Raw genomic sequence first — 12,722 nt, 5'->3', positions numbered from 1 at the left:
AGGTCAACCCCTCGTCAACACGACGTGTCATGCGTTACCGTTCGTCTGGGAGCGCTCCCAGTCACAACTCACCGGTCTCGCGTCGAATCCCCGGTGTTGTCGATTCCACTGGGAGCGCTCCCAGATGGCGAGTTGCTCGCAAGGAGGCGATGCATGAGTCTGCGTACGTTCGTGCGCTCCCGCAAGGTGGCGGGGGCGTTGGCGGTAACCTCGGTGGCGGCGCTGTCCGCGGCCGGGGTGGTGGCGAGCACCGCCACCGCCAACGCCGCACCCGGCTGCCGGGTCGCGTACTCGATCACGAACCAGTGGCCCGGCGGATTCGGCGCCAACGTCACGGTCACCAACCTCGGTGACGCGATCACCAACGGCTGGACCCTGGAGTGGGACTTCGCCGCGGGGCAGCGGGTGCAGTCCGGCTGGAACGGCCAGTTCTCGCAGTCGGGTGCCCGCGTGACGGTCCGCAACGCGTCGTGGAGCCCCGGCCTCGGCACGGGCCAGACCGTGATCCCGGGCTTCAACGGGTCGTGGACCGGCTCGAACCCCGCGCCCACCACGTTCCGCCTGAACGGGACGGTGTGCACGGGTTCGGTCGACACCACCACGACGACCACGACCACCACCACGACGACGAGCACCACGACGACGACCACGACCACCACCACTGGCGGTGGAAACCCGGGTCAGCGCGTGGACAACCCGTACGTGGGCGCCGGCGTGTACGTCAACCCGCAGTGGTCGGCTCGCGCCGCCGCCGAGCCCGGTGGCTCGCGGGTCGCGAACCAGCCCACGGCCGTGTGGCTGGACCGGATCAGCGCGATCGCGGGCAACGGCTCGCCGACCACCGGCTCCTGGGGCCTCGCCGACCACCTCAACGAGGCGGAGAAGCAGCGCGCCGCCCGGTCGGACGGCAACCTGGTCTTCCAGTTCGTCGTCTACAACCTGCCCGGCCGCGACTGCGCCGCGCTGGCGTCCAACGGCGAGCTCGGCCCGACGGAGATCGGCCGCTACAAGACCGAGTACATCGACAAGATCGTGAGCATCGTCTCGCGGCCGGAGTACTCGAAGCTGCGCATCGTCCCGATCATCGAGATCGACTCGCTGCCGAACCTGGTCACCAACGTCTCGCCGCGGAACACGGCCACCGCGAACTGCGACGTGATGAAGAGCAACGGCAACTACCAGGAGGGCATCTCCTACGCCGTTGGCCAGCTCGGCGCCATCTCCAACGTCTACAACTACCTCGACGCCGGCCACCACGGCTGGATCGGGTGGGGCGACACGGTGCCCGAGTACGACAACTTCTACGCCTCGGCGAAGCAGATCGCCGCGATCCTGGGCAAGAACGGCGCCACCAAGGACAAGGTCGCGGGCTTCATCACCAACACCGCGAACTACTCCGCGCTGGAGGAGCCGTACTGGACGGTCGACGACGTCGTCGGTGGCCGCCCGGTCAAGGAGCAGGCGAAGTGGGTCGACTGGAACGACTTCAACGGTGAGCTGGGCTTCGCCACCGGCCTGCGGGCCGAGCTGGTCAAGCAGGGCTTCGACAGCAGCATCGGCATGCTGATCGACACCTCGCGCAACGGCTGGGGCGGTGCCAACCGGCCCACCGGCAAGTCGACCGCGACGAACGCCGACGACTACGTCAACCAGTCGCGCATCGACCGCCGCTACCAGAAGGGCAACTGGTGCAACCAGGCCGGTGCCGGTCTCGGCGAGCGCCCGAAGGCCGCGCCGAAGCCGTACATCGACGCCTACGTCTGGGTGAAGCCGCCGGGTGAGTCCGACGGTGCGAGCAAGGAGATCCCGAACGACGAGGGCAAGGGCTTCGACCGCATGTGCGACCCGACCTACGGTGGCAACGTGCGCAACGGCAACAACCCCTCGGGTGCCCTCGCGGACGCGCCGCTGTCGGGCCACTGGTTCTCGGCCCAGTTCCAGCAGCTCATGCAGAACGCGTACCCCCCGCTGAGCTGAACGGGTAGTCGAACGACCCCGCGGGCGGTGTCCTCTCCGGACACCGCCCGCGGGCGTTTTCCGGTTGACGCGGCGCATAGCGTCGCGGCGTGGACGTGGAAGGGATCAGCGGTCGCCTGTCGCTCCGCTTCGGACCGGAGGTCGCCGACTGGGCCGCGCGCGTGCCCGACCGGGTGGCCGACCTCGCCCGCGAGTGGGGGCTGGTGCCCGGCGGGTCGCTGCCGCAGGGCGCGTCGTCGGTGGTGGTCCCGGCGGTCCGCGCGGGTGTCCCGGTGGTGCTCAAGCTGAGCCCCGACGAGCCGTTCCTGGCCGAGCAGACGGCGGTGCTCCGCCTGTTCGGGCCCTCCGGGAAGGTGCCCGCGGTGCTCGCCGAGGCGCCCGGCGCGCTGCTGATGACCGCGGTGCTGCCCGGCACCGAGGTGGCCGACCTGCCCGTCGCCCCGGCACCGGGGGAGTGGGCGGACCTGGTCGGCCCCCTGCACGCGCTCCGGCCGCGGCCGGGCCTGCGCGACCTGCGCGACCGCTGCGAGGAGTTCTTCACCCGCATCGGCCGCCGCGTGACCCCGGGCACACCCGTGACCCCCGGGATGTGGGAGGAGGCGCGAACCCGCTGCCACGCGCTGCTGGACGACCAGCCGCGCGTGCTGCTGCACGGCGACCTGCACCCGGGCAACGTGCTGACCGGCCCGGCGGGGCTGGTGGCGATCGACCCGAGGCCGTGCGTGGGCGACCCGTGCTTCGACGTGGTGGACTTCGCGCTGGACGCCGCCGGGCGCGAGGGCGTGGCGCGGCGCGCCCCCCGGCTGGCCGCGGCGTGCGGGCTGGACCCGGAGCGGTTGGCGGAGTGGTGCCGGGTGCTGGCGCCGGTCAACGCGATGTCGTACCCGGACGACGAGCCGGTGCTGACCGAACTGCTCGCCCTGGCCCGCTGACCTGCGGGGCTACACCGGGTCCCGCATCATCGGCTTGCGGTTCTCGCACAGCTCGCGCCCCTCCCGGATCAAATAGATGTCCGCAGGACATTTCCTGCACTTCGGCCAGTTTCCGGACTTCGCAGGCAACGGTGTTGCCGAGGTGTGTGACGGGTAATGGCAAGCCGTCGAGGCGGGGGGTGGGTTGCGGTGAGAAGACGTCCCGACGGGTAAGTAGGCTCCCGGTCCACCGGTGATTTCCTGATAACGGACAAGCTCCCGCTGCGGGACGATGAAGACCTGCTGCTTCAGGTGCAGGAGTGGTGCGGCCGCCCCGGAAGGCACCAATTCGGCCACGTCGTCGACGGTGATACCGTGCCAGGGTTCCAATTTGGGGTGGTATTTACCGCATGGGCGACGTTTTCGGCCGAAGCGCTTAAGGGAAGGTGTGTACCGTGCACTTGGTCGCATGGACCCTGCGCAGGCCGGTGGCGGTGGCCGAGCGGCGGGGCGGTGGATCGTCCCAGGAGATGCGGTTGCAGCCGACCGAGGGGATGCGGTGGAACCACTTGGGCGGCTGGTCGGAGTCGGAGAACCACAGCGGCAGCCGTCCCGCGAGATGTGACTTGGTGGTACGTCGTGTGGCGGCCCGAACGGTGATGTGGGAGCGCTGCACCTCGATACCGGTCCGCGTCGAGCCGTGCACGGCTACGTCCAGGACCGTCCCCGAACCCGTGTCGAATTCTATGTGACCCTCGGCGGATCCGCCCGTGCGGCGAGCTGATCAACAGGTAGTCCGATGCCGATAAACTTGCCAGGTCCAATTCCCGGTCATCTGGCTGGTATCGCACACGTGTCGTCATGGCAGCCTCGCACTTCGGTTGGCCGACCAGGTCGCTTCCGGTGGTAGGAGCAGTGACCGACAGATCCGGCGTTCCGCTCCACCCGGTTTCCCATACCCGACGAAAGGCTCCGCTCCTGTGATCTGCCGGCTGAGCCGTGGCCTACACCGGGTCCCGCATCATCGGCTTGCAGTTCTCGCACAGCTCGCGTCCCTCCCGCACCAGGAACATCTGCCGCCCGCACCGCCGGCAGGTCGGCCAGGCCCCCGCCCGGGCCCGCGGCGGGTCCCGGCGCTCCACCGGGGCGACCTTCTCCGGCTGGTAGGCGCCCAGCCCCTCGGTCAACTGCTGGTAGTGCGCCAACCCCAGCCGGGGCACGACGTAGACCCAGCGCTCGGGCGTCTGGAGCGGCACGGCCTCGCCGGCGGGGACCATCTCCGCCACGTCGTCCACGGTCACGCCCCGCCACGGCCGCAGCAGCGGGTGGTAGTCGCCGCAGGGTCGCCGGCGGCGGTCGAAGCACCGGGGGAAGTTCTCCGCGGTGCACTTGGCCGCGTGCACCAGGCGCAGGCCGGTGGCGGTGGCGGAGCGGCGGGGCGGCAGGTCGTCCCAGGAGATGCGGTTGCAGCCGACCGAGGGGATGCGGTGGAACCACTTGGGCGTCCGGTCGGAGTCGGAGAACCACAGCGGCAGCCAGCCCGCGCGGTGCGCGCCGGTGGTGCTCAGCGCCGCGGCCCGCGCGGTGACGTCGGCGCGCCGCAGCTCGACGCCGGTCCTGGTCGGGCCGTGGATGGCCACGTCCAGGACGGTGCCGGTGCCCGTGCCCAGGCCGGTGTCCGACCGGAAGCCCGCGTCCTCGGCGGCGCGGTGCCAGTACTCCTTCTGCAGCTTGTGCTCGTCGCTCTCCAGGGCGACCACGTGCTGCCCGCCCTCGAAGTGGACCGCGTAGTACCTGCCGAACCGCTCCTCGACGTACATCTCGTCCTGCTCGGCGTCGTCGGGCTCCAGGCAGACCAGCACCCGGTCGCCCGGGCCGATCCGGCCGACCAGCGAGCTGATCAGCAGGTGGTCGGCCGCGGACAGGCTCGACAGGTCCAGTTCGCGGTCCTCCGGCAGGTAGAGGGCATGCGCCGTCATGGCAACCTCGCACTTCGATCGGCCTTCGGGGGCCGTCGCTTGCGAGGGTAGGCGAGGGGTCCGACAATTCCGGGTCGGTCGCGTGCCGTGCGGGGCGCTGTTCGGCCGGTCGTGTGCGGTGCGGAGGCACCGTCCAGCGGTCGCGCCGGTGCGTGTCCGGGAGGCGTCCTCGCCGCAGGTGACGTCGCGGGCCCAGGGCGGCCCGTCCCCGATCGCGGTGAACGACCGCGCCCCCGCCACCACGGTCGCCGCCGCGAGCAGCAGGACCGGGGTCGACGGATGACCTGATCGACCAGGGCGCCGTGCCCGTCCCGCAGCCGGCTTCCGCCCAGGCCGAACGACGTCGCCGGAAGCCCGCCCGCCCGGGGTCCCCTGTTCTCGTCCTCCCGCAAGGCACCGGCAAAACCCACCCGCCCTACGCCGCGCATCCCGTCTGAGCACCGTTGTTCGTCGAGAGCAGAACCTTCGTTACCCGCCCGTTAACCGGCCCGAAGGGTGGAGTTGCTCCATGTCGACCGATCGCCGAGAGGTGCGTAACTTCGTGGGGTGACCTCTGTGCTTCCCACCACCGCCGGCGAACTCCGCGCGGCAGGGCACCTGCCGCGCGGGGTGAAGGCCGAGATCCGGGACAACCTGCTGGCCGCCCTGCGCGAGGGCCGCGACCCGTGGCCCGGCATCGTGGGGTTCGACCGCACCGTCCTGCCCCAGCTGGAACGCGCCCTCCTCGCGGGCCACGACGTCGTGCTGCTCGGCGAGCGCGGCCAGGGCAAGACCCGGCTGCTGCGCACCATCGTCGGCCTGCTCGACGAGTGGACCCCGGTCATCGCGGGCGCCGAGCTGAACGAGCACCCGCTGGCCCCCATCACCCCCGAGTCCAAGCGGCGCGCCGCCGAGCTGGGCGACGACCTGCCCGTGACCTGGAAGCACCGCGACGAGCGGTTCGCCGAGAAGCTGGCCACGCCCGACACCAGCGTCGGCGACCTGGTGGGCGACGTCGACCCGGTCAAGGTCGCCCAGGGCCGCAGCCTCGGCGACCCCGAGACCATCCACTACGGCCTGCTGCCCCGCTCGCACCGCGGCGTCATCGCCGTCAACGAGCTGCCCGACCTGGCCGAGCGCATCCAGGTGGCGCTGCTCAACGTGATGGAGGAGCGCGACATCCAGATCCGCGGCTACACGCTGCGGCTCCCGCTGGACGTGCTGCTGGTGGCCACCGCCAACCCCGAGGACTACACCAACCGCGGCCGGATCATCACCCCGCTCAAGGACCGCTTCGGCGCGGAGATCCGCACCCACTACCCGCTGGAGGTGGCCGCCGAGGTCGACCTGGTGCGCCAGGAGGCCGACCTGGTCGCCGAGGTCGGCGACCACCTGCTGGAGGTGATCGCCCGGTTCGTGCGGCACCTGCGCGAGTCGTCGTCGATCGACCAGCGCTCGGGCGTGTCGGCCCGGTTCGCGGTCGCCGCGGCCGAGACGGTCGCCGCCAGCGCCCTGCGGCGCAGCGCCCTGACCGGCGAGCAGCCGCCGGTGGCCCGGCCGGTCGACCTGGACTCCGTGCCCGCCGTGCTGCGCGGCAAGCTGGAGTTCGAGGCGGGCGAGGAGGGCCGCGAGCAGGAGGTGCTGACCCACCTGCTGCGGCGGGCCGTCGCGGACACGGCGCGGTCGACGTTCGCGGGCCTGAACCTGCGGCCGCTGGCCGAGCTGGTCGCCGACGACCACCCGGTGGCCACCGGCGAGCGCGTGCCGGCGGGCGACCTGCTGGCCGCGCTGCCCGAGCTGCCCGTGCTGCACGAGGTGGCGCAGCGGGTGGGCGCGGGCCCGAAGGACCCGGCCGGGCGCATCGCGTCCGGCGTGGAGCTGGCGCTGGAGTCGCTCTACCTGACCCGGCAGCTGGCCAAGGACAGCGACGACGACCGAACGGTGTACGGATGAGCACCTACCGGTACGGCCGGTACGTCGACGGGCCGGACCCGCTGGCCCCGCCGGCGGACCTGCGCGCGGCAATGGACGAGCTGGGCCGGGAGGTCATGGAGGGCGCCTCGCCCGAGTCGGCGCTGCGCGAGCTGCTGCGCCGCGGCCTGCCGGGCACCCGCGGCCTGGACGACCTGACCGCCCGGCTGTGGCGGCAGCGCGCCGCGCTGACCCGCCGCAACCGGTTGGACGGCACGCTCCAGGAGGTCCAGCGCCTGCTCAAGCAGGCGCTGGACGCCGAGCGGGCGGCGCTGTTCCCCGACCCGGACGACGACGCGCGGTTCCGCGAGGCGCAGCTCGACGCGCTGCCCCAGTCCACCGCGGCGGCCGTGCGCGACCTCGCCGAGTACGACTGGCGCTCGCCGCAGGCCCGCGAGTCCTACGAGCAGATCCAGAACCTGCTCGGCCGGGAGCTGATGGACCAGCGGTTCCAGGGCATGAAGCAGGCCATGGAGAGCGTGCGGCCCGAGGACGTCCAGCGCATCCAGGACATGCTCGCCGACCTCAACGCGCTGCTCGCCGCGCACGCCCAGGGGCAGGACACGGGCGAGCGGTTCGACGAGTTCATGCGCAAGCACGGCGAGTTCTTCCCGGAGAACCCCCGCACCGTCGAGGAGCTGATCGACGCGCTGGCCGCCCGGTCCGCCGCCGCCCAGCGGATGATGAACTCGATGAGCGAGCAGCAGCGCCAGGAGCTGTCCGCGCTGTCGCAGCAGGCGTTCGGCAACTCCGGCGTGGGCTCCCAGCTCTCGCAGCTGGACTCGCTGCTGCAGAACCTGCGGCCCGGCGAGGACTGGACCGGGTCGGCGCGGTTCCGCGGCAACAACCCGATGGGCCTGGGCGAGGGCGCGCAGGCCATGGCCGACCTGGCCGAGATGGACGCGCTGGCCGAGCAGCTGTCCCAGTCCTACCCGGGTGCCCGGCTGGAGGACATCGACCTGGAGGCGCTGGTCCGCCAGCTCGGCGCGGAGGCGGGCGTGGACGCCCGGCGGCTGGCCGAGCTGGAGCGGGAGCTGCGGTCGCAGAACCTGCTCGAACGCGCCCCCGACGGCTCCCTGCGGCTCACGCCCAAGGCGTTGCGGCGGCTCGGGGAGACCGCGCTGCGCGGCGTGATCGACGGCGTGCGGGCGCAGGGGCAGCGGGACAGCACGTCGGCGGGCGCGGCCGGTGAGCTGATCGGCTCCACCAGGCCCTGGCGGTTCGGCGACACCGAGCCCTGGCACGTGCCGCGCACGGTCACCAACGCGGTGCTGCGCTCGGCAGGCGGGCCGGTGCGGCTGGACGTGGTGGACGTCGAGGTCAGCGAGACCGAGCAGCGCTCGCGCGCGGCGGTCGCGCTGTGCGTGGACACCTCGTGGTCGATGGTGCAGGACGGCCGGTGGGTGCCGATGAAGCGCACCGCGCTGGCCCTGCACCACCTGGTGCGCACCCGGTTCCGGACCGACGCGCTGGAGCTGATCACGTTCGGCAGGCACGCCGAGACTGTCGACATCGGGCAGCTGACCGCCCTGGAGGGCGTGTGGGAGCAGGGCACGAACCTGCACCACGCGCTGCTGCTGGCGGGCAGGCACGTGCGACGGCACCCCGACGCGCAGCCGGTGGTGCTGGTGGTCACCGACGGCGAGCCGACCGCGCACCTGGAGCCGACCGGCGAGGCGGAGTTCCACTACCCGCCGCTGGAGCGCACCGTCGGCAAGACGCTGGTGGAGGTCGACAACCTGGCCCGGCTGGGCGCCTCCATCACCGTGTTCCGCCTCGGCGACGACCCGCGGCTGACCAGGTTCGTCGACACCCTGGCCCGCCGCTCCGGCGGCCGGGTGGTGGCCCCGGACGAGGACGGCCTGGGCGCGGCGGTGGTGAGCGACTACCTGAGGTCCCGCCGGCGGCGGTGAGGCCGGCGGGTGCGCGGTTGCCCGGGTGGCGCGGGTGCGGTCAGGCGAGGGCCGGCCGCACCACGGCGTGGTCGTCGGTGGTGAGCCGGCGCCGGGGCTCCGGGAACGGGGCCGGCGCGACCGCGACCTGATGCGGACACCCCGCCGGCCTCAGCCGTCCCCGTCGTGGTCGACCTCGCGGTCGGTGGGTGCCAGGGCCTTGTCCGTGGCCGGGTCCGATGCGGCGCGGTGGCGGCCGGGCGACCCGGTCAGCAGCGAGAAGTGCGCCTCGGTGCGCATGCGCTCGACCATGTGCGGGTAGTGCAGCTCGAACGCGGGTCGCTCGGAGCGGATGCGGGGCAGCTCGGTGAAGTTGTGCCGGGGTGGCGGGCAGGAGGTGGCCCATTCGAGCGAGTTGCCGTAGCCCCACGGGTCGTCCGCGCCGGCCGGGTCGCCGAAGCGGTAGCTGCGGAAGACGTTCCACACGAACGGCAGCACCGACGCGCCCAGCAGGAACGCCCCGATCGTGGAGATGGTGTTCATCAGGGTGAAGCCGTCGCCGGCCAGGTAGTCGGCGTAGCGGCGGGGGAATCCGATGTTGCCCAGCCAGTGCTGGATCAGGAACGTGCCGTGGAAGCCGAGGAACGTGGTCCAGAAGTGGAGCTTGCCCAGCGGTTCGTCGAGCATCCGGCCGGTCATCTTGGGGAACCAGAAGTAGATGCCGGCGTAGGTGGCGAACACGATGGTGCCGAACAGGACGTAGTGGAAGTGGGCCACCACGAAGTAGGTGTCGGTGACGTGGAAGTCCAGCGGCGGCGAGGCCAGGATGATGCCGGTCAGGCCGCCGAGCAGGAAGGTCACCAGGAAGCCGACGGCGAACAGCATCGGCGTCTCGAACGTCAGCTGCCCCCGCCACATCGTGCCGATCCAGTTGAAGAACTTGATGCCGGTGGGCACCGCGATCAGGAACGTCATCAGCGAGAAGAACGGCAGCAGCACCGCGCCGGTGGCGAACATGTGGTGCGCCCAGACCGCGACGGACAGGGCCGCGATGGCGAACGTGGCGAAGACCAGTCCCTTGTAGCCGAACAGCGGCTTGCGGGAAAACACCGGGAAGATCTCGGTGACGATGCCGAAGAACGGCAGGGCCACGATGTAGACCTCGGGGTGGCCGAAGAACCAGAACAGGTGCTGCCACAGGATCACGCCGCCGTTGGCCGGGTCGTACACGTGCGCGCCCAGGTGCCGGTCGGCGGCCAGGCCCATCAGGGCCGCGGTCAGGATCGGGAACGCCAGCAGGATCAGGATCGAGGTGACGAAGATGTTCCAGGTGAACACCGGCATCCGGAACATCGTCATGCCGGGCCCGCGCAGGCACACCACGGTGGTGACCATGTTGACGCCGCCGAGGATCGTGCCCAGGCCGGACACCGCCAGGCCCATGATCCACAGGTCGACGCCGATGCCGGGGCTGTGGATCGCGCTGGACAGCGGCGTGTAGGCGGTCCACCCGAAGTCCGCCGCGCCGTTGGGGGTGACGAACCCGGTCAGCACGGTCAGGCCGCCGAACAGGAACAGCCAGTAGGAGAAGGCGTTCAGGCGCGGGAACGCCACGTCCGGCGAGCCGATCTGGAGCGGCAGGATGAAGTTGGCGAAGCCGAACAGGATCGGGGTGGCGTAGAGCAGCAGCATGATCGTGCCGTGCATGGTGAACAGCTGGTTGTACTGCTCGTTGGACAGGAACTGGAGGCCGGGGCGCGCCAGCTCGGCCCGGATGAGCAGCGCCATCACGCCGCCGACCATGAAGAAGCCGAAGGACGTGCACAGGTAGAGCAGGCCGATCTGCTTCGGGTCGGTGGTGCGCAGCAGGCCCAGCAGGACGGCGCCCTTGGGGCGTCGGCGGGCGGCGCCCGGGCGGATGACCACGGGTTCCGGCTTGAGCGCGGTCATGACCGCCTCCCTCGTCCCGACGACGTGAGCCGGGCCACATGTTCCTCGGGTCACCCGGTGGTGGGCAACCGCCGGGCCGGTGCTGTCGGAGCTGCCGGCGCCGCTCGCTGCCGCCCGGCCCCTCCACCGCCCCCACCCCGTCACGCTCCGCCACCACCCGCCTCGTTCCGCGCCGTCCCACCCCCGCCCCCGCACCGTCCCAGGGTTCGGACGCGCGGGAACCGCGGCCCGCGCGAGTTAGGGTCGGAACCATGCAGACCTGGTCCTCCACCCCAGTCCCGCGGGTAGCGGGCGAGCCGCGCCCCCTGCGGCTGTTCGACACCGCCACCGGCGAGGTGCGCCCGACCGCCCCGGGCCCCACCGCCCGGCTGTACGTCTGCGGCATCACCCCGTACGACGCCACGCACCTGGGGCACGCGGCGACCTACCTGGCGTTCGACCTGGTCCACCGGGTGTGGCTGGACAACGGGCACGACGTGCACTACGTGCAGAACGTCACCGACGTCGACGACCCGCTGCTGGAGCGGGCCGCGCGCGACAAGGACGACTGGGTCGTGCTGGCCATGCGGGAGACCGCGCTGTTCCGCGAGGACATGGAGGCGCTGCGCGTCCTGCCGCCGCGCGAGTACGTCGGCGCGGTCGAGTCCATCCCGGAGATCGTCGAGGCCATCGGGAAGCTCCTGGCCTCCGGCGCCGCCTACCGGGTGGACGACCCCGAGCACCCGGACGTGTACTTCGACCACGGCGCGACCGGCCGCTTCGGCTACGAGTCGAACTACGACGCCGACACGATGGCCCGCTTCTTCGCCGAGCGGGGCGGCGACCCCGACCGGCCCGGCAAGCGGCACCCGCTGGACGCCCTGCTGTGGCGGGCGGCCCGGGAGGGCGAGCCGTCGTGGCCTTCCGAGCTGGGGCAGGGGCGGCCGGGGTGGCACATCGAGTGCAGCGCCATCGCGCTCAACCGCCTGGGCACCTCGTTCGACGTGCAGGGCGGCGGTTCGGACCTGATCTTCCCGCACCACGAGTTCTCGGCCGCGCACGCCGAGGCGCTGACCGGGCAGCACCCGTTCGCGCGGCACTACGTGCACGCGGGCATGATCGGCCTGGACGGCGAGAAGATGTCCAAGTCGCGAGGCAACCTGGTGTTCGTGTCGAAGCTGCGCGCGGAGAAGGTGGACCCGAACGCCGTGCGCCTGGCGCTGCTGTCGGGCCACTACCGCGCGGACCGGCCGTGGACCGCCGAGCTGCTGGAGCAGGCGCGGGAGCGGCTGGCGCGGTGGCGGCGGGCGGCGGCGCTGCCGTCGGGGCCGGGCGCCGCCGCGGCCGTGGCCCGGCTGCGCGACCACCTGGGCGACGACCTGGACACGCCCAGGGCGCTGGCGGCGCTGGACGCGTGGGCGGACGAGGCGCTGTCCGCGGGCGGGTCGGACGCCACCGGGCCGACGCTGTTCCGCGCGGCGGTGGACTCGCTGCTGGGCGTGGAGCTGTAGTGCGCCGGCCCGCCCCCGACGGCGCGTCGGGGGCGGGCCGGCGGAACGGCTAGGCGCCCTCGTCGCGCCGCTGCACGCCGAACTGCCGCTCCCGGTAGCTGCGCCAGTGCTCCAGCAGCGTGGGCAGCTCGGTGTGGATGAACTGGAAGAACGCCAGGGTCTCGGCGATGCGCCGCCCGGCGGCCGACTCCTCGCCCAGCACCCCGATGCCCTCCTTGAGCGGCACCTCCCAGCGGCGGAACATCTCCTCGCGCCGGAACAGCGCCTCGTACCAGACGTCGTCGAACAGCCGGTACACGTCGCGCCGGGTGCCGGTCTCGCGCTCGCGGCTGACCAGCTGCACCTGGGTCAGGTAGCGGACCGCGCCGGAGATCGCGGCGGGGGAGACGCGCAGCAGGTCCGCCAGCTCGGCGGCGGTCAGCCGGCCGGTCTCGGTGGCCAGCAGGGCGACGAACACCCGGGACGGCATCCGGGGCATCCCGGACTCGGTGAACACCGAGGAGAAGCGCTCGATGAAGCGCAACACGGCCTGGTCGTCACGGTCGTCCGCCTGGGTCACCGGGGCATCATCTC

General features: G+C 72.1%; 9 protein-coding genes. 5 read left to right on the top strand and 4 right to left on the bottom strand.

Features of this window, described 5'->3' with window-relative positions; genetic code table 11:
- Nucleotides 1-153 precede the first annotated feature (153 nt).
- Together EKG83_RS34460 and EKG83_RS34455 are read left to right on the top strand one after the other, a co-directional pair.
- Entirely contained in the window at nt 154-1,977 is a 1,824-nt protein-coding gene (locus EKG83_RS34460; RefSeq protein WP_033434981.1) for a glycoside hydrolase family 6 protein, read from the top strand.
- Between the two features lie 89 nt (nt 1,978-2,066).
- Nucleotides 2,067-2,909 (top strand): aminoglycoside phosphotransferase family protein, encoded by an 843-nt coding sequence (locus EKG83_RS34455; RefSeq protein ID WP_211269283.1) that lies wholly within the window; start codon nt 2,067-2,069, stop codon nt 2,907-2,909.
- 9 nt (nt 2,910-2,918) lie between these two features.
- On the opposite strand, the gene EKG83_RS34450 is transcribed toward EKG83_RS34455, so the two are convergent.
- Nucleotides 2,919-3,245, bottom strand: a complete 327-nt coding sequence (locus tag EKG83_RS34450) for a hypothetical protein (protein ID WP_153278647.1) — start codon at nt 3,243-3,245, stop codon at nt 2,919-2,921.
- A 647-nt stretch (nt 3,246-3,892) separates the two neighbouring features.
- The gene (locus EKG83_RS34445) at nt 3,893-4,867 is read right to left on the bottom strand and encodes a hypothetical protein (protein WP_033434982.1); all 975 of its coding nucleotides are present in this window, start codon (nt 4,865-4,867) and stop codon (nt 3,893-3,895) included.
- A 546-nt stretch (nt 4,868-5,413) separates the two neighbouring features.
- On the opposite strand from EKG83_RS34445, the gene EKG83_RS34440 reads away from it, so the two are divergent.
- Together EKG83_RS34440 and EKG83_RS34435 are read left to right on the top strand one after the other, a co-directional pair.
- Nucleotides 5,414-6,799 (top strand): sigma 54-interacting transcriptional regulator, encoded by a 1,386-nt coding sequence (locus EKG83_RS34440; protein ID WP_033434983.1) that lies wholly within the window; start codon nt 5,414-5,416, stop codon nt 6,797-6,799.
- Nucleotides 6,796-8,730 (top strand): vWA domain-containing protein, encoded by a 1,935-nt coding sequence (locus EKG83_RS34435; RefSeq protein ID WP_033434984.1) that lies wholly within the window; start codon nt 6,796-6,798, stop codon nt 8,728-8,730. Before EKG83_RS34440 ends, EKG83_RS34435 begins: the two co-directional genes overlap by 4 nt.
- A gap of 150 nt (nt 8,731-8,880) precedes the next feature.
- On the opposite strand, the gene ctaD is transcribed toward EKG83_RS34435, so the two are convergent.
- Nucleotides 8,881-10,659 (bottom strand): aa3-type cytochrome oxidase subunit I, encoded by a 1,779-nt coding sequence (gene ctaD, locus EKG83_RS34430; RefSeq protein ID WP_153278646.1) that lies wholly within the window; start codon nt 10,657-10,659, stop codon nt 8,881-8,883.
- A gap of 251 nt (nt 10,660-10,910) precedes the next feature.
- Between ctaD and mshC the strand changes: the two genes are divergently transcribed.
- Complete coding sequence (gene mshC / locus EKG83_RS34425; RefSeq protein WP_033434985.1) at nt 10,911-12,149, top strand: cysteine--1-D-myo-inosityl 2-amino-2-deoxy-alpha-D-glucopyranoside ligase; 1,239 nt, start codon at nt 10,911-10,913, stop codon at nt 12,147-12,149.
- Nucleotides 12,150-12,198: 49 nt separating this feature from the next.
- On the opposite strand, the gene EKG83_RS34420 is transcribed toward mshC, so the two are convergent.
- Complete coding sequence (locus EKG83_RS34420; RefSeq protein WP_084717081.1) at nt 12,199-12,708, bottom strand: GbsR/MarR family transcriptional regulator; 510 nt, start codon at nt 12,706-12,708, stop codon at nt 12,199-12,201.
- Nucleotides 12,709-12,722 lie beyond the last annotated feature (14 nt).

This window comes from Saccharothrix syringae, from assembly GCF_009498035.1.
Lineage (GTDB): Bacteria > Actinomycetota > Actinomycetes > Mycobacteriales > Pseudonocardiaceae > Actinosynnema > Actinosynnema syringae.
The sequence above is the reverse complement of the archived record's forward strand: the minus strand, read 5'-3'. Positions and strand labels throughout refer to the sequence as shown.